Origin of the sequence: Streptomyces hygroscopicus subsp. hygroscopicus, assembly GCF_001553455.1 — a bacterium.
In the GTDB taxonomy this organism is placed as follows: domain Bacteria; phylum Actinomycetota; class Actinomycetes; order Streptomycetales; family Streptomycetaceae; genus Streptomyces; species Streptomyces hygroscopicus.
This window is the reverse complement of record NZ_BBOX01000053.1, coordinates 29946-46224: the sequence shown is the minus strand read 5'-3', so window position 1 is coordinate 46224 and position 16279 is coordinate 29946. Positions and strand designations below refer to the sequence as shown.

15 protein-coding genes and 1 pseudogene are annotated in these 16279 nt (G+C 72.6%); 10 read left to right on the top strand and 6 right to left on the bottom strand.

The features are described 5' to 3' along the window. Nucleotides 1–9: 9 nt before the first annotated feature. A pseudogene (locus tag AXW62_RS47540) lies at nucleotides 10–264 on the top strand (SpnB-like Rossmann fold domain-containing protein); the annotation flags it as partial. A 107-nt stretch (nucleotides 265–371) separates the two neighbouring features. Here the strand turns inward: AXW62_RS47540 and AXW62_RS43800 are convergent. Next, nucleotides 372–791, bottom strand: a complete 420-nt coding sequence (locus AXW62_RS43800; protein ID WP_060943765.1) for a hypothetical protein — start codon at nucleotides 789–791, stop codon at nucleotides 372–374. A gap of 216 nt (nucleotides 792–1007) precedes the next feature. Next, nucleotides 1008–1769 carry a DJ-1/PfpI family protein gene (locus AXW62_RS07275; protein ID WP_060943764.1) on the bottom strand — a complete coding sequence of 254 codons (762 nt, stop codon included), beginning with the start codon at nucleotides 1767–1769 and terminating at the stop codon, nucleotides 1008–1010. A gap of 642 nt (nucleotides 1770–2411) precedes the next feature. Between AXW62_RS07275 and AXW62_RS07270 the strand changes: the two genes are divergently transcribed. From AXW62_RS07270 to AXW62_RS07260, 3 genes are all read left to right on the top strand, one after another. Next, nucleotides 2412–3449 (top strand): ABC transporter substrate-binding protein, encoded by a 1038-nt coding sequence (locus tag AXW62_RS07270; RefSeq protein WP_060943763.1) that lies wholly within the window; start codon nucleotides 2412–2414, stop codon nucleotides 3447–3449. Next, nucleotides 3446–4525 carry a FecCD family ABC transporter permease gene (locus AXW62_RS07265; RefSeq protein ID WP_060943762.1) on the top strand — a complete coding sequence of 360 codons (1080 nt, stop codon included), beginning with the start codon at nucleotides 3446–3448 and terminating at the stop codon, nucleotides 4523–4525. The genes AXW62_RS07270 and AXW62_RS07265 overlap by 4 nt, the downstream gene beginning before the upstream one ends. A gap of 116 nt (nucleotides 4526–4641) precedes the next feature. Further along, complete coding sequence (locus AXW62_RS07260) at nucleotides 4642–5460, top strand: ABC transporter ATP-binding protein (protein ID WP_060943768.1); 819 nt, start codon at nucleotides 4642–4644, stop codon at nucleotides 5458–5460. Between the two features lie 131 nt (nucleotides 5461–5591). Here AXW62_RS07260 and AXW62_RS07255 read toward each other — a convergent pair whose 3' ends face one another. Then, complete coding sequence (locus tag AXW62_RS07255) at nucleotides 5592–6461, bottom strand: LysR family transcriptional regulator (protein ID WP_060943761.1); 870 nt, start codon at nucleotides 6459–6461, stop codon at nucleotides 5592–5594. 275 nt (nucleotides 6462–6736) lie between these two features. Here AXW62_RS07255 and AXW62_RS07250 point away from each other — a divergent pair, with 275 nt between their 5' ends. Then, entirely contained in the window at nucleotides 6737–7549 is an 813-nt protein-coding gene (locus AXW62_RS07250) for an EamA family transporter (RefSeq protein WP_060943760.1), read from the top strand. Nucleotides 7550–7999: 450 nt separating this feature from the next. Here the strand turns inward: AXW62_RS07250 and AXW62_RS07245 are convergent, their stop codons facing one another. Next, entirely contained in the window at nucleotides 8000–8764 is a 765-nt protein-coding gene (locus tag AXW62_RS07245; RefSeq protein ID WP_060943759.1) for a nucleotidyltransferase domain-containing protein, read from the bottom strand. A gap of 188 nt (nucleotides 8765–8952) precedes the next feature. Between AXW62_RS07245 and AXW62_RS07240 the strand changes: the two genes are divergently transcribed. Next, a complete protein-coding gene (locus AXW62_RS07240; RefSeq protein WP_252368520.1) occupies nucleotides 8953–9417 on the top strand; it encodes a TetR/AcrR family transcriptional regulator in 465 nt (154 codons plus the stop codon). Between the two features lie 169 nt (nucleotides 9418–9586). Here the strand turns inward: AXW62_RS07240 and AXW62_RS07235 are convergent, their stop codons facing one another. Next, complete coding sequence (locus AXW62_RS07235) at nucleotides 9587–10456, bottom strand: helix-turn-helix domain-containing protein (RefSeq protein ID WP_060943757.1); 870 nt, start codon at nucleotides 10454–10456, stop codon at nucleotides 9587–9589. 229 nt (nucleotides 10457–10685) lie between these two features. Between AXW62_RS07235 and AXW62_RS07230 the strand changes: the two genes are divergently transcribed. Next, nucleotides 10686–11600, top strand: a complete 915-nt coding sequence (locus tag AXW62_RS07230; RefSeq protein ID WP_060943756.1) for an alpha/beta hydrolase — start codon at nucleotides 10686–10688, stop codon at nucleotides 11598–11600. Between the two features lie 226 nt (nucleotides 11601–11826). After that, nucleotides 11827–12558: a class I SAM-dependent methyltransferase gene (locus AXW62_RS07225; protein ID WP_060943767.1), complete on the top strand. Its 732-nt coding sequence runs from the start codon at nucleotides 11827–11829 to the stop codon at nucleotides 12556–12558. A 162-nt stretch (nucleotides 12559–12720) separates the two neighbouring features. Here the strand turns inward: AXW62_RS07225 and AXW62_RS07220 are convergent, their stop codons facing one another. Then, the gene (locus AXW62_RS07220; protein WP_060943755.1) at nucleotides 12721–13572 is read right to left on the bottom strand and encodes a helix-turn-helix transcriptional regulator; all 852 of its coding nucleotides are present in this window, start codon (nucleotides 13570–13572) and stop codon (nucleotides 12721–12723) included. A gap of 85 nt (nucleotides 13573–13657) precedes the next feature. On the opposite strand from AXW62_RS07220, the gene AXW62_RS07215 reads away from it, so the two are divergent. Together AXW62_RS07215 and AXW62_RS07210 are read left to right on the top strand one after the other, a co-directional pair. Continuing rightward, nucleotides 13658–14452 (top strand): SDR family NAD(P)-dependent oxidoreductase, encoded by a 795-nt coding sequence (locus AXW62_RS07215; protein ID WP_060943766.1) that lies wholly within the window; start codon nucleotides 13658–13660, stop codon nucleotides 14450–14452. A gap of 464 nt (nucleotides 14453–14916) precedes the next feature. Next, entirely contained in the window at nucleotides 14917–16038 is a 1122-nt protein-coding gene (locus tag AXW62_RS07210) for an FAD-dependent oxidoreductase (protein WP_060943754.1), read from the top strand. Nucleotides 16039–16279 lie beyond the last annotated feature (241 nt).

Below are 16279 nucleotides of genomic sequence, written 5' to 3'. Positions count from 1 at the left end.
CGGTGGCGGGTGGTCGCCAAGGACGGGGTGGTGCGGGGAGGGACGGTCGTTCCGTGGCGGACGGTGTCCGGGCACGGGTGGTACCGGGGGCCGGGGCGGTGTCCGGTGGCGGGGCGGCGCCCGGGGTTGGCTGTCCGCGCCGCCCACGCCGTACGGTCCTGGCTGGCCGGGGAGCGGTTCGCCCCCTCGCGTCTGGTGCTGGTGACCCGGGGCGCGCTCACCACGGCGGCCGGTGAAGACATCGAGGACCCGGCCGCGGCTGCGGTGTGGTCGCTGGCCGAGCCGGGGCCCGGTGCGATGGTGGCCGCGGCTCCCGGCCCGGTGCGGGCGGTGGCCGGTGGGTGCGGGAGGGGCCGGGTACGGCGGCGGACTCAGACGCCGAGCCGGCCACCGGTCAGCCGTGCCAGCGGGCGGCGGCGCCGGGCGGCGCGCTGCCGAAGGACGACCACGGTGGCGCCCGCGGCGGCGGCCCCCGCACCGGCGGCGGCGGTCAGTACCTTGCGCCCCTTCACCGCCATCCAGACCGTACCCGCCGCCGAGGCCGCCTTCTTGGGCGCCTGAGCCGCCACGGTACGGCTGGTTGCCACGGCCTTCTCGGCGGCCACCTGCGCCTTGTCGGCGGCGGCCTGAGCGGTGTGCGCCGCGCTGGCCGCCGTGGCCTTGGCCGTGGTCTTGGCCTTGGCTTCCGCGTCGTTCGCCGTGTCCTTGGCCTTTTCCGCCGTCTCCTTGGCCTTCGTGGCGGTGGCCTTCGCATTCCGGGTCGTGGTGTGTGCGTTCTTCTTCTCGCTCATGTCCTCCGCGTTACCACTCGGCCCGACAGCAAACCCGCGATGCCCGGCGGGCGCGGCCACCGGGGCAGCAGCAGCACCGGAAGCGGTGCGCCGCGCCGGCGCGCCCCCGGCTCACTCGGCGTCCACGCCGCCTCGCCGTGTGAACAGCGTGCCGCCCCGCCGCGTGAACGGCACGCGACCCCGCCGTGTGAACGGCACGAACCCGCCCGCCCTGGGCTACGGCGAGGACGCCGTCCAGACCGTGCCGCGCGCCTCGTACTCCAGCATGCCCTCCACTCCGATCGCCGCGTCCGCCCCGAGTTCGCGTCTGACCAGCCACAGGCCGAGCTCCAGGCCCGAGGAGATGCCCCCGGCGGTGACCAGGTCCCCGTCGTCGACGACACGGGCGTTCTTGACGATGCCGCCCTGTGCCGCCAGATCGGCCTTCGCGCCGTGGTGCGTGGTGCAGGGACGGCCCTTGGTCAGACCGGCGGCGGACAGCAGCAGCGCCCCCGTACAGAGCGAAGTGACCGTCAGTCCCTTGCGCGGCGCGGCGGCGAGCGCCCGTGGCAGGACGCCGCTGTCGATCTCCGCCCAGATTCCGGGGCCGTCGCGGCGGGAGTACCCACCGCCGGGCACCACGATCACGTCCGCTTCCTGCGGCGCCCAGCGGTGTGCCACCCGGATCTCGGTGCCGTACGCCGCGCGGACCGCCCCGAGCCGCCCGGTGGTGACGTAACGGACCCGCACCCCGCCCGCACTGTGCATGGCGGACGTGGAGAAGACCTCATAGGGAGCGATGCAGTCCAGCTCCTCCACTCCGTCGAACATCACGATGTCGACGCGCAGCGGCCCGGTCCGCCGTGGCGCGGCCGTCGTCTTCCCGGTGGTCATGGCGGTGGCCGTCCCGGTGTTGACGGCCGTGGCCGTCAGCGTCCCGGCGGCCAGAGCCGTCGCGCCCGCCGCCGTCGTCCGGCGGAGGAAGTGTCTGCGTTCCAATGTCCGGCTCCTGTCCCTCGCGCTCGTCGCGGTCGTCCCGGTCGTCCCGGTCGTCCCGGTTCAGTAGTCGGCCCGGAGGAGGAAAGAGTTCCGGCGTCCTGCGCGATCGTGGGAGCGGGGCCGCCGCCTTTCCGGAGTGATACATGCCACTTCACCTCCTCGCCTGGTCTCATTCGCCCCCATACGGGGTGCGCCCGCGCCCACCTCGCCGTAGCGGACACCGGCCGCCGCGCGTTACGGTCTGAGGAAAACGACGGCGTGACGGAAGTCCGGTGAGAACCCGGCACGGTCGCGCCACTGTGTGTCCGGCGGAAGCCCCGTACGCGGAAGCCCCGTACGTGGGAGCGCCACCGGATGAGTCAGACCCGCCGCCGTCGTATGAGCACCAACGACAGGGACGCGTGTTTCCCCAGGAGGTTCCGCCATGGCCCAGCTCTTCTCCGGTGAGGGCAGCCACGTTTCGGCGCATGACGCCGGCCGTCCGTTCGGCCGCTCCGGCCACTGACCCGGCCTCAGCCGTACCGGCCGCTCCGCCGCAGCCTGCGACGAGGCCGTACGCCACCGTGCCGGGCCGAGAGCGCCCGCCGCCCCGCCACCCACCGCCGCGGACCCCGTCCGAGCCCCGCCCCGCAGAGGAAACCTGTGCCCCCAGCACGTCCCGCCCGTATCACCGCACTCCTCCTGGCCGGCGGCCTGCTGCTGGCCACCGGCTGTGGCGGCGGTCCGTCACCGGCCGCGTCGCCGTCGAAGGGCGCCGCCGGATATCCGCGCACGCTGGACAACTGCGGCCAGAAGGTGCGCGTCACGGCCTCGCCGAAGCGGGCGGTGTCGCTGAACCAGGGATCGACGGAGATCCTGCTCTCGCTCGGCCTCGCCGACCGGATGGCCGGTACCGCCACCTGGACCGATCCGGTGCCGAAGAGCCTGCGGAAGGCGGCCGCCACCGTGCCCAGGCTGGCCGACAACGCCCCCTCCTTCGAGAAGGTGCTGGACCAGGAGCCGGACTTCGTGTCCGCGTCGTTCGAGTCCACCCTGGGCAAGGGCGGGGTGGCCACCCGTGGGCAGTTCGACAAGCTCGGCGTGCCCACCTACGTCTCCCCGGCCGACTGTACAAAGGACAACGGCGGCGACGGCGACGGAGCCCGCACCGACCGGCTGACCATGGACGACATCCACGGCGAGGTCCGGGACCTGGCGACGGTCTTCGGTGTGGCCGAGCGGGGCGAGAAGCTCATCGACGCGCTCAAGACCCGGGTGAGGGACGCGACCCGGGGCGTCCACGCCTCCGGTGCCACCCTGCTCTACTGGTTCGCCAACTCCGAATCCCCGTACCTGGCGGGCTGTTGCGGCGCCCCGGGCATCATCACCGAGGCCGTCGGCGCCAAGAACGTCTTCGACGACACCCATGAGGAGTGGCCCCAGATCAACTGGGAGACGGTCGCCGACCGCGACCCCGATGTGCTGGTGCTCGGTGACCTCACGCGCAAGCAGCAGTCGGCCGAGAACGCCGCGCAGAAGATCCGGTTCCTGGAGTCCAACCCGGTGACCCGGTCGATGAACGCGGTCCGCCACAAGCGGTACGTCCTGCTCAGCGGGCAGGCCATGAATCCGTCGATCCGCACCGTCGAGGGCATCGAGAAGGTGGCCGCCGTCCTGCGCACGTTCGGCCTCGACCGGTGACGCACCAGGCCGCCGCCGAGGGGCGGGCACCGCAAACGCGGCAGGCGGGGCGCGGACGTCGGCTGCGCTTCGCGGCACTGTGCGCCGCCGGAGTCGCCGCGCTGCTGGTGTCCGTGGCCCTCGCCATCACGATCGGCCCGGCCGATATCGGTGTCGCCGACGTATGGGCCGTGGTGGGGGCTCATCTGGGCCTGGGCAGCTCGGGCCTGACGCCCATCCGGGACGGGATCGTCTGGCAACTGCGCCTGCCACGGACCCTGCTCGCCGCCGTGTGCGGAGCCGGACTCGCGGTGTGCGGTGCGGTGATGCAGTCGTTGCTGCGCAACCCGCTCGCCGACCCCTTCGTGCTGGGGGTCTCGTCCGGGGCGTCCACCGGCGCGGTCGCGGTGGTGGTCCTGGGGGCCGGTGGCGGGGCGGTCACCGTGTCGGCGGGTGCGTTCGTGGGCGCGGTGGTCTCGTTCGCCCTGGTGCTGCTGGGCAGCCAGGTGCTGGGCGGCACCATGGACCGGGTGGTGCTGTCCGGGGTGGCCGCGATGCAGTTGTTCTCCGCGCTGACCTCGTTCGTCGTGATGACGGCCGCCGACGCCGAGCAGACCCGTGGAGTGCTGTTCTGGCTGCTGGGATCGCTCGGCAACGTCGGCTGGAGCGAGGTGTGGGTGTGCCTGGCGGTGCTCGCCGTGGTGCTGCTGGTGTGCGCGGCCCACGCCCACGCCCTGGACGCCTTCGCGTTCGGCCAGGACGCGGCGGCCACGCTCGGCGTCCATGTGGCCCGCACCCGTCTGATCCTGCTGTCCGTCACCGCGCTGCTGACCGCCGCGCTGGTCAGCTCCGCAGGGGCGATCGGCTTCGTCGGACTGGTGCTCCCGCACGCCACCCGTGGCCTGGTCGGCCCCGGCCACGCCCGGCTGCTGCCGGTGACCGCGCTGACCGGTGCGGTGTTCCTGGTCTGGGTCGACACACTGGCCCGCACCGCACTGGACCCGCAGGAGGTGCCGGTGGGCGTGGTCACCTCGCTGATCGGTGTACCGGCGTTCCTCCTGGTCCTCTACCGCTCCCGGAAGGTGACCACGTCATGATCGGTGGCACGGACGCATCCATGGAGACGGACACGGACGCATCCATGGAGACGGACGCGAGCGCGGCCATGGAGACGGACACGGACGCGGTCGTGGATACGGACGCGGGCAGGGGCATGGAGACGGCCACCGCCACGGACTCGGGTCTGCGGGCGGAGCGGGTGACCCGCACCGCGGGCGGCCACCTGATCGTGGACGGGGTCAGTGTCACCCCGCCGCAGGGATCGCTGGTCGGGCTGCTCGGCCCCAACGGCTCGGGCAAGTCCACCCTGTTGCGACTGCTGGCCGGTGTCCTCGCCCCCACCTCGGGGGTCGTCACCCTCGGCGGCCGCCCCCTGAACGACCTGCCCCGCAAGGCGATCGCCCGCCGCGTCGCCGTCGTCGAGCAGAACGCCGCCACCCAGTCGGAGCTGACCGTGGGCGAGGTGGTGCGCCTCGGCCGCATCCCGCACCGCCGCGCCTGGTCGGCCGCGTCGGCCGCGGACGAGGAGGCCGTGCGTCACGCCCTGGAACGCACCGGGCTCATGGACCGCGCCGACCAGCTCTGGCACACGCTCTCCGGTGGCGAACGCCAGCGTGCGCAGATCGCCCGCGCCCTGGCCCAGCAGCCGCGAGAACTTCTGCTGGACGAGCCGACCAACCATCTCGACATCCGCCATCAGCTCGATCTCCTCTCGCTCGTCGCGGACCTGCCGGTCACCACCGTCATCGCCCTGCACGATCTGAACCTGGCGGCGATGTACTGCGACCAGCTCATCGTGTTGCGGAAGGGCCGCGTCGCGGCCTGCGGCACCCCGCGGGACGTCCTCACCGAGGATCTCGTCGCCGAGGTGTACGGGGTGCGCGCGGACATCACCCACGACGACGGCCACGGCCGGCCCCACATACGCTTCCTGGGCGGCCACGGGCCCTCGTCGTCCGTACGGCCAGGGTGACCGGATCAGAGCGAAAAGGCCAGGGTGACCAGGTCAGGTGACCAAGCCAGGGTGACCATGCGATCCGTACCGGCCCCTATCGGAACGGTCCTCGCCGGGGCGGCGGGTCGGCCGTCCCGGTAGGGGCCGGGTCAGCCGTTGCGGTAGAGGGTGGTGAGCAGTTCGACCGCGGTCTGGGTGGCGGGGTGCGGATCGTCCCGCCACCAGGCGAGGCGTACCGCGATCGGCTCCGCGTCGCGGACCGGCCGGTAGGCGATCCCGGGCCTCGGGTACTGGTTGGCGGTGGCCTCCGCCGTCATGCCGACACAGCGGCCCGCGGAGATGACGGTGAGCCAATCCTCGACGTCGTGGGTCTCCTCCGTGGCCGGCCGGGAGTCGGGCGGCCACAGCTCCGCGGTGGTGGTGCCGGTCCGCCGGTCCACCAGCAGGGTGCGTCCGCTCAGCTCGGCCAGCCGGATCGAGCGGCGCCTGGCGAGGGGATCGTCGGCGGCCACGGCGCACAGCCGCCTCTCCAGCCCGACGATGGCGGAGTCGAAGCGGCGCTCGTCGAGCGGTCTGCGGACGACGGCCAGGTCGCAGGCGCCCTCCGCGAGCCCGGCGGTGGCGGAGTTGACCCGGACGAGGTGCAGATCCGTCTCGGGGTGCGCCTGGGCCCAGCGGCGCTGGAAGGCCGGGGTGTGGCGGCCCAGCGCGGACCAGGCGTAGCCGATCCGCAGATGGGCGTGGCCCGATGTGGCCTCCCGGATCAGACCGTCCACCTCGGCCAGCACCCGCCGGGCGTGTGCCACCACGCGCAGCCCGGTGCCCGTCGGGGCCACGTGGCGGGAGGTCCGCCGCAACAGCCTTACCCCCAGGGCGCGTTCGAGCGAGGCCAGGGTCCGGGACACGGCCGCCTGGGAGACGCCGAGCGCGATGGCGGCGTCGGTGAAGGTGCCCTCGTCGACGATCGCGACGAGACAGCGCAGCTGCCGAAGCTCCACATCGGTACCTCTGACATCCATACGCCCAGCGTATAGACGGCACGCCGAACGCATTTTGCGTATGCCGGGGCCGGTCGCACGATCGACGCATGCGAGCCGCCTCCGCGCCACGTATCCCTTCCGCACGACCGACCGGAACCGCAGACCGGATCCCGGCGAGCCCGTCCGCCTCTGCCGCCGAATCCGAATCCGCCTCCGAAGCAACCTCCGAAGCCGCCTCCGCCTCCGTATCCGGCCTTGGGGCGGAGCCGGGACCGGACCCGGCCCCGGGGCCGACCGGGCGGCGGTTCGCCGGTGTGGCCACGATGATCGGCAGTGGTCTGTCCAACCAGACCGGCGCCGCGATCGGGTCCCACGCCTTCCCCGTCCTCGGTCCGGTCGGGGTCGTCGCGATCCGCCAGTACGTCGCCGCGATCGTCCTGCTGGCCGTCGGCAGGCCCCGGCCGCGGTCCTTCACCTGGTGGCAGTGGCGGCCGGTGGTGGGGCTGGCCGCGGTGTTCGGGACCATGAACCTGTCCCTCTACAGCGCCATCGACCGCATCGGCCTCGGACTGGCGGTGACGCTGGAGTTCCTCGGCCCGCTCTGCGTCGCGCTGGCCGCCTCACGGCGCCGGGTGGACGCGTGCTGTGCGCTGGTCGCGGCGGGCGCCGTGGTGGCCCTGATGCGTCCGCGACCCTCGGCCGACTACCTGGGCATGGGGCTGGGGCTGCTGGCCGCGGCGTGCTGGGCGGCGTACATCCTGCTCAACCGCACCGTGGGCCGACGCGTCCCCGGCGCCCAGGGGTCGGCGGCGGCCGCGGTGCTCTCCGCCCTGATGTTCCTGCCGGTCGGGGTCGCCGTCGCGATCCGGCAGCCACCGACGGTGAGCGCCGTGGCGTACGCCGTCACCGCGGGTGTGCTCTCCTCGGCCGTGCCCTACCTCGCGGACCTGTTCACCCTGCGCCGGGTGCCCGCCCAGGCGTTCGGGCTCTTCATGAGCGTCAATCCGGTCCTCGCCGCGCTGGTCGGATGGGTCGGGCTGGGACAGGACCTGGGGTGGCCGGAGGGGATGAGCATCGGCGCCATCGTCGCGGCCAACGCGTTGAGCATCCTCACCCGGCGCGGCTGACGGGACGGGCGCACAGCCCCCGTCCCGGCCCACGCGCCCTGCGGCCATTCGGCCCGGAACTCCGGGAAACTTCACACGCAACAGGATGCTCGCCAGGGTCTCGTCCGTCGTCCCCTTGCCGGACTCGCCCTGCACCGACGGGCGGCGGAGTCGGCGGGGGCACGGGAGAGAGGTGCGCCGCCTTGGCCGGTCCGGGTCGGCGGAGAGCCGGTTGGAGCACCACGAGACCATCCGGCTTCGCGCTGGATGGCCCGGCTTCGGGCTGGATGGCTCGGCTTCGGGCCGGATGGCCAGGATCCGCGCCGCACGACCCGGCTTCGGGCCGGATGGCCTGGCTCGGCGCAGGACGGCTCGGCGCCGAATGGCTCGGCGCAGGACGGCTCCGCGCAGGACGGCTCCGCGCCCGACGGCCCTCGGGGGCGGGGTAGGGTCCCGCCCCCGGGCCGTAGGTCAGCCCGCGGCTTCGAACAGCGCTTCTGCCTCGGCGATCGCCCTGGCCAGGGCGGCGGGCTCCGGCCGCAGTCCCGCCACGATCGCATCGACGTCGCGCAGGCCCGCCCGCTGGAGGAGGCGCTTTTCGTTGGTGACCCACTCACCGCGCGCCGCCAGCACCGCGTGTGCCGTCTGCAGGGCGGCGGTGGCCACCGCGCCCGCGACCTCGGTGGCCTGACCGCGTGCCACGTACGCGGCCGAGGCGTACCGCAGCGTTCCCGCCGCGCGCTCGCGCCACATCGGGGGCGCGCTCTCACGCAGCGCCTCCGGGTACCCGGGGCGGGGGAGGGTGCCGCGTACCACCTGGTTGAGGGCGAGTTCGGCCACCACCAGATAGCTGGGGATGCCCGCGAGGTGGAACATCAGCGGTTCCCAGTGGAAGCGGCCCTGCCGCGACTCGGCGAGCTCGTGTTCCACCACGTCGAGGTCGCGATAGTGCACGTCCACGCGCCGCCCGTCGATGGTCAGCCAGGCGCCCCCGTTGAAGACTCCGCCGCCCCAGCCGCCGATGTCGGAGACCTCGCCCTCCCATCCGACGGCCCGCAGCTCGGCCGGGTCGAAACCGCCCCGGTAGTACAGGGCCAGGTCCCAGTCGCTCTCCGGGGTGTGGGTGCCTTGCGCGCGTGAGCCGCCCAGGGTGACGGCGCGCACGGCGGGCAGGGCGGCGAGCCGTTCAGCGACCTGGTCGAGGAAGATGTCGTCGGTGAGCATGTCGTCGGTCATACCGGATACGATCGTGTGACGTGGATGACGGGCGCGGTGGGTACACCGATCGGACGCTCGAGCGGACGAGGGCGCGGGCAGTACGGCGGCGCCCTGCGGATCGGTGCACCGGGTCCATCACTTCCTGTGGCAGACCCTACCGCTCCGGGGACGTGAGCGGGGCCCGGTGGAACACCGGAGCCGGCGGGGTGCGTGCCCCGCCGCTTTCGGGCGTCGGTACGCTCTACCGCCACTTCGAGACGCGCGAAGCGCTCGTCGCCGAGGTGTACCGCCAGGAGGTCGCCGAGCTCTGCGCGGCCCCCGCCCGACTGCTCGCGCAGTACACCCCGGACGAGGCTCTGCGCCGCTTCCTCCTGCTGCTCGTGGAGCACTCGGCAGTGGGCAAAGGCATGGCTGAAGCGCTGGAGAGCATCATGGCGACGGACTCTCCGATCTACGACGACGCACGCGCCGAGATGGCCCGCGCCCTGGATGAGCTGCTCTCCGCGGGCGTCGCCGCCGGTGCCATCCGCAGCGGCATCAGCGGACGTGTCCTCCTGCGCGCTCTCGGCGGCATCTGCGGAATGCGTGCGAAGGGGTGGGAGGACGATGCGGTACGCATCACCGAGATCTTCCACGACGGGCTGCGCTACGGCGCGGCGAGCCCCAGCTGAACGGCCGTGGCCGTCGACCGGCTCACCGCGTGGCGCGAGGCGCGCCACCGCGTGGCGCGAGGCCGGCGTGCGGGAGGAGACGCTGCGGCGGATGCGGGCACCCCGCCGTGCGCGGGCCCGGAACAGGCCGGGGACCCGCACGCGTACGGCGCCCGCCGGGAACCGTGCGTCAGCGGTCCGCCGCGGGATCGTCGGCGGATCGCGCGGTCCACGACGCGAGGATGCGCAGCCGGTCGTGGCTGGCCGTGCCGGGCTCGGCGGTCAGGGTGATGAGCTGCTGGTCGGGGTCGTCGGCGCAGGTGAGGAAGGACCAGTCGAGGGTGAGCCGGCCGACGACCGGGTGGTGCAGGACCTTCGTACCCGAGCCCTGGACGGCGACGCGGTGGGCGCCCCACCACCGCCGGAAGTCGGGGTCCTGGAGCGACAGCTCGCCCACCAGCGCCGCCAGCCGTGGGTCGTCCGGGTCCCGGGCGGCCTCCATGCGCAGCTGCGCCAGGCTGGTCTGTGCCACCCACTCCCAGTCCGGGTACAGCGCTCTGACGGCCGGTTCGCGGAAAACCAGCCGTACGAAGTTGCGTCGCGCTTCCGGAATCCGCGCGAAGTCGGTGAACAGGGCGGCGGCCAGAGGGTTCCAGGCGAGGATGTCGGTGCGCCGGCCCAGGACGACGCCCGGCGTGGTGGACAGGTCGTCCAGCAGGCGCCGCAGCTGTGGCTGGACCTTCTGCGGTATGCGCCGACGGGGCCGGGCGGCGTCCCTACCGGACAGTTCGAACATGTAGGCACGCTCACCGTCGTCGAGCCTGAGAACGCGCGCAAGGGCGTCCAGCACCGGTTCGGAAGCCTGGCGGCGGCCCTGCTCCAGGCGCGTGTAGTAGTCGGGGCTGATCGACGCCAGCAAAGCCACTTCCTCCCGGCGCAGACCCTTGACCCTGCGCCGGCCGGCCGAACCGGGCAGCCCGACCTCGGCCGGGGTCAGCTCCCCGCGCCGCGCCTTGAGGAAGGCGCCCAGTTCGCTGTGGTGCGCGTCGCTGCTGCTCATGGCCACAAGTCTGACAAATAGCGAGACCCGTGAGAGGGGGCCTGGCGTGTCCCAGGACAGCGCTGTCCGGGGACACCAGACGCCCCTTACCCGTCCGCCTACCGCGTGTGAGGGTCGGTCACGTGACCGGCGGACCGGCCGCCCCGAGGAGGACGGCCCGGCCGGAGGGATCCGTCGCGTCCGCGGTCACGGCACTTTCCCGCCCGCGGCACCCAGGAGACACAGCACCGTGAAGGCCAACGTCACCTTCCCCAGCAACCACCTCGCCATCGCCGGAATCCTCTTCACCCCCGATGGCCCCGGCGGCCGGTGGCCGGCCGTTGTCATCTCCCACCCCGGAGGCGGGGTGAAGGAACAGAGCCCGAGCATCTACGCCGAGCGGCTGGCCGGCGCCGGGTTCGCCGCGCTCGTCTTCGACGCCGCCTACCAGGGCGAGAGCGAGGGCGAGCCACGGGGTCTGGAGAACCCCTTCCAGCGGGCCGAGGACATCAAGTCCGCCGTGACCTACCTCACCACCCGCCCCGACATCGACCCGGACCGTATCGGAGCGCTGGGCATCTGCGCGTCCGGCGGTTACGTTCCCTACGCCGCGCAGACCGACCACCGCGTCAAGAGCGTTGCCACGGTCAGCGCCGTGGACCTCGGGTCGGTGTTCCGTGAGGGACTGGGCCGCACACAGGACCCGGCGGTCCTCGATGCCATGCTCGACCAGGCCGGTGCCCTGCGCACCGCGGAAGCACGCGGCGCGGCCCCGCGGCTGGAAGCGTGGATTCCCGACAATGCGGAGGAACTGCTGGAGACCGCCACCCGGCAGTTCCGGGAGACGTTCGAGTTCTACTGCACCCCGCGCGGCCACCACCCCCGCGCGAACCAGGGGTGGGTGCTGCGCAGCATCGACCTGATCGCCCAGTACGACTCGTACGCGATGATCCGGCTCATCTCGCCCCGCCCCCTGCTGATGATCGCCGGTTCGGAGGCGGAGACCGCCTACTTCAGCAGGGAAGCGATCGAGAAGGCGGCCGAGCCCAAGGAACTGGTCCTCATCGACGGCGCCACCCATGTCGACCTGTACGACAAGGACGAATACGTCACCCCCGCCGTCGCCGAACTCGTCGCGTTCTTCGGCAAGCACCTGGCCGCCTGACCCGAAGCTGCGAGCACAGCGTCCCCGCCGCGCGGACACCCCGGTCCTGGCTGACGCCGCGCTTCGGTGCGCGGTGAGTGGGGTGCGGTGAGTGGGGTCCGGTGGGTGGGGCGCGGCGAGCGGGGTGCGGCGAGGAGGGCGCAGTGAGCGGGGCCGGGCGCAGGGCCCGGCCCGCTTCGGACGGCGCCGTGGCCTCCCTGCCCCGGTCCGCTCTATGCTGACCGCGATGTTCGCACCCCAGGGCCCCACCTTCCGTGAGCTCGTCGTCCAGGCGCTGTCCTCGGTCGAACGCGGCTACGATCTCCTGGCCCCGAAATTCGACCGCACCGCGTACCGGACGCCGGAGCCGGTGCTGGAGTCCGTGACCGGCGCCCTGCGCCGGCTCGGGCCCTTCGGCAGCGGCCTCGACGTCTGCTGCGGTACCGGCGCGGGCATGGGCGTGCTGCGGCAGGTGTGCCGGGAATCGATCACCGGCGTCGACTTCAGCGCGGGCATGCTGGCCGTGGGCCGGGCCCACGCGCCGACGGCACCGGACGCCCCGCGCACGGACTGGGTGCGTGCCGACGCGCGTGCGCTGCCGTTCGGGCCGGTTTTCGACCTGGCGGTCAGCTTCGGGGCGTTCGGCCACTTCGAACCGCGTGAGCGGCCGGGGCTCTTCGCCCAGGTCCACTCGGTGCTCCGCCCGGGTGGCCGGTTCGTCTTCCCGATCGTGGCACCGGCCCGGCCGGGGTCCCGGCACTACTGGTCGCTGCTGGCCTTCGACACCGCCATGCGGGTGCGCAACGCGCTGTGGCGTCCGCGCTTCGTGATGTACTACCGGACCTTCCGGCTCGCGGAGGTGCGCGAAGAGCTGATCCGGGCCGGGTTCGAGGTCGAGCTGCGGGCACTGGAGGAACTCGGCCGACGGGCGGACGGCAGCCCTCGCTGCCGACTGGTGGTGGCCACCCGGACGCGGTGAGCGGGGCGACCGGGTCGGGCGGAGGGGGTCACCCGGGGTGCGTCGAGGGGGCACCCGGTCGCGCTGGGTGAGGTGATCCGGTCGGCCGGAGGGACGTTCCGCTCGGACACTTCTGGAATGTCGCGCAGTCGGCGATGGTGTTCGCGGTGGCCGGCTGTGGCGCTAAGGCGTGTAGTGACTGGCCTGTGCTCCCAGGACGTTCAGCAGGGCCAGGGCCTCGGCGCTGGGAGATCCCGGCGGCGCGGTGTAGAGCACGAGGTACTGGTCTCGGTCGGTGAGAGTGAGGGTGTCGCAGTCGACGGTGATCTCCCCGACGGCTGGGTGGCGGAAGGTCTTCGTGAGCATCGGCGTGCTCTGTACGTCGTGCCGTTCCCAGAGGCGGGCGAAGTCGGGGCTGGCATCGCGGAGTTCGCCGACGAGTCCGGTCACCGCGGGATCGGTGGGGTAGCGGGCGAGGGTGGCGCGGAGCTGCATCACGACGCCCAGCCGGAACTCGGCGGCGTCGGAGAGCCCGTAGAGCCTCGCATCGGCGCGCTGCGGCCCGGGGAAGGCCCGGCGCGCGAGGTTGCGGTCCTCGGGGGCGAGCGGGGCGAAGTCCTCCATGAGCGCGGCCGCGAGGTCGTTCCATGCGAGGACCTCGAACGCGGCGGACATCACGAAGCCGGCCGTTTGCGGCAGTCGTTCCAGGAGCGCGAGGATGCTCGGGCGGACGTCGCGCCGGTGCAGTCCGGTGCGGTTCGGCGCGGTGCCCGCGAGGACGTGGAGGTGGTCGGACTCGGCGTCGGTGAGCCGCAGCGCGCCGGCGATCGCGGACAGGACGTCGCCCGAGGGGCGTGGCGCCCTGCCCTGTTCGAGGCGGATGTAGTACTCGGTGGAGATGTGTGCGAGGACCGCTACTTCCTCGCGGCGCAGACCTGGTGTGCGGCGTCGCGGGCCGGAGGGGAGGCCGACGTCCTGGGGGCGGAGCCGCTCGCGGCGGCTACGGAGGAATGCCCCGAGCTCCTGCTTGTCCATACGGCAAGTGTGCGCGCAGCCCGGCGGCGGATCCTGGTACAGCCTGTGCCTGTATCCGGCCGGCAGCCGGCCGGACGCTGTTGCCATGACGAACAGCACGAACACCACCGACAGCGCACCCATCGGCCTGCTCACCGGCAAGATCATCTTCATCACGGGCGCCAGCCGCGGCATCGGAGCGGCCGCGGCCCGGCTCTTCGCCTCCGAGGGCGCCGCCGTCGTGCTCGCCGCCCGCAGCACCGACGCCCTCGACCGCATCGTGACGGAGATCCGCGCCGACGGCGGCGTCGCCGGCGCCGTCCCCTTGGACCTCGCCGACCCCGCGAGCGTCCGCGCCGCTGTTGACCACGTCGAAAAGCTGCACGGACGGCTGGATGGCGCCTTCAACAACGGCGCGGTTCCCCAGCGGCAGTTCGGCCCGGTCGAGACCACCAGCGACGAGGACATCGACGAGCAGTTCGCCGTGAACTTCCGCGCGCACTGGACCGCCATGAACGCCCAGGCCGCTCTCATGCGGAAGAACGGCGGCGGGGCGATCGTCAACACCTCCAGCATCGGCAGCCGCCGCGCGAACCCCGCCCTGCCCGCCTACGGCGCCATGAAGCGCGCGCTCAACAGCCTCACCGAGACCGCCGCGGTGAACTGGGCCGGTGACCGTATCCGGGTCAACGCCATCACCCCCGGCGGCACCTCCACCGAGATGATCGACACCTGGGAGGCGGCGACTCCCGGCATCGTCGAGCAGATGACCAAGTCGATCCCGCTCGGTCGGATGGCCGAGCCCCGGCAGATCGCCGAGGCGGCCGCGTGGCTGCTCAGCGACCGCGCCTCGTACGTGACCGGCGCGATCCTGCCGGTCGACGGCGGCGCCGGCGCCTGACAAGAGTGGCCCGGGTCTTGAACCGCGCCCCAGGCCCTGTCGACAACATCCAGACCGCGTCGACAGCGCCTGCCTGAGCCGTGTCCGCGCCTCGTACTCCAGCAGGATTTCGCTGTCTGACCTGCGAGGTTCGCTGGGCGGCTGGAGTGTAGCGGGCCGTGGCCTGGTCAGGGGCGGTCTCATGGAGACCGTCCCAGTTCAGCCGGTCGGGGCGGTTGGCGAGGATGAACGTGGCGGGCGGGGTGCGTCGCGGCGTGGACGGCCCCGGTCGCCGCGAGGCGGATGCGCGTTATAGTCCCAGGGTCGCGAAAAACGATGTTCCGCGGGTCCACCCGCCGGACATCGCACATACATCGATGCAGATGGTTCTGATCGGTGAGCGTCTCCTTGCCGAGATCGGGCACCCCGTCCGCTTTCGGCGCTGACCATCGCCGGCGCGTGCCGGCGCAACAGAGGAGCGCAGCGTGCAGAAGACCATCGCCATGGTCGGAGCGGGACTGGGCGGGCTGACGCTCGCCCGGGTGCTTCAGGCTCACGGCGTCGCCGCGACGATCTACGAGGGTGAGGTTTCGGCGACGACCCGTACGCAAGGCGGCCTGCTCGACATCCACGAAGAGACCGGCCAGGCCGCGCTTCGCGCAGCCGGTCTCCATGACGAGTTCCTCACTCTGGTCCGCCCGGGCGAGGACGCCAAGCGTGTGGTCGACCGCCACGGCACGATTCTGTTCGACCTGCCTGCGGACCCCGGTTCGGCGCGTCCTGAGGTGGACCGGGGCGAACTCAGGCGCCTGCTCATCGACTCGCTGGCGCCCGGGACGATCAGGTGGGGTCACAAGCTCGCCTCGATCCGGCACCGTGCAGAGGGCGGCTACGACCTCACCTTCGCGGAAGGTTCCACCACGCGCGCCGACATCGTCATCGGGGCGGACGGTGCCTGGTCGAAGGTACGTCCGCTGCTCACCCCTGCCGAGCCGCTGTACAGCGGGACCTGCTTCATCGATATCGCTCTCGCCTCAGGCGGCCAGGACTGTCGGGCGAGCGTGGCAGCGATCGGCAGTGGCACGCTGATGGCGGTCGCGCCGGGCAAAGGCATCATCGCCCATCGCTACGCCGACGGGCACGTGCGCGGATACGTGGCATTGAACAAGCCCGAGGAGTGGATGAGGTCGATCGACTTCGGCGACCCGTCCGCGGGCCTCCGTCAACTTGCCGATGAGTTCGATGGCTGGTCGCCGCTGCTCACCACATTCGTAACACAGAGTGACGCGGAACCGTGGCTCCGACCCATCTATGTCCTTCCCGTCGGGCTCACATGGGACAGGGTGCCCGGCGTGACGCTCGTCGGCGACGCCGCGCATCTGATGTCGCCCTTCGCCGGCGAGGGAGCGAACCTCGCCATGTACGACGGCGCGGACCTGGCGAGCAAGCTGGTCGAGGAACGTGACACCGAGGTCGCGCTGACCGCCTACGAAGAGCGGCTGTTCCCGCGTAGTAGCGACGCCGCCGGCCGCTCGGCGCGGAACCTGGAGATTTTCTTCGGCCGGGAAGCACCACAGAGCGTAGTAACTCTGTTCGATCACTCCTGATACCTCAGTCCGATTTCGTGATCTTGCTGCGGACCCGGAATGGCTTCCGGTCCCACCCAGGCCATCGGCACCACCGGCTGGGCCCAGCGGGCGGGTCGGCGCGGACCGGACCCGCGAGCGCACCGCGGCACCATCGCGCCCTGCCGCCCCGCGATGACGACGAGCCGATGGCCCGGGGCCATCGGCTCGGATCGCCGGGCGGCGGCGGAGGTCAGCGTCCGGGGACCTCCGCCGCCGGGAC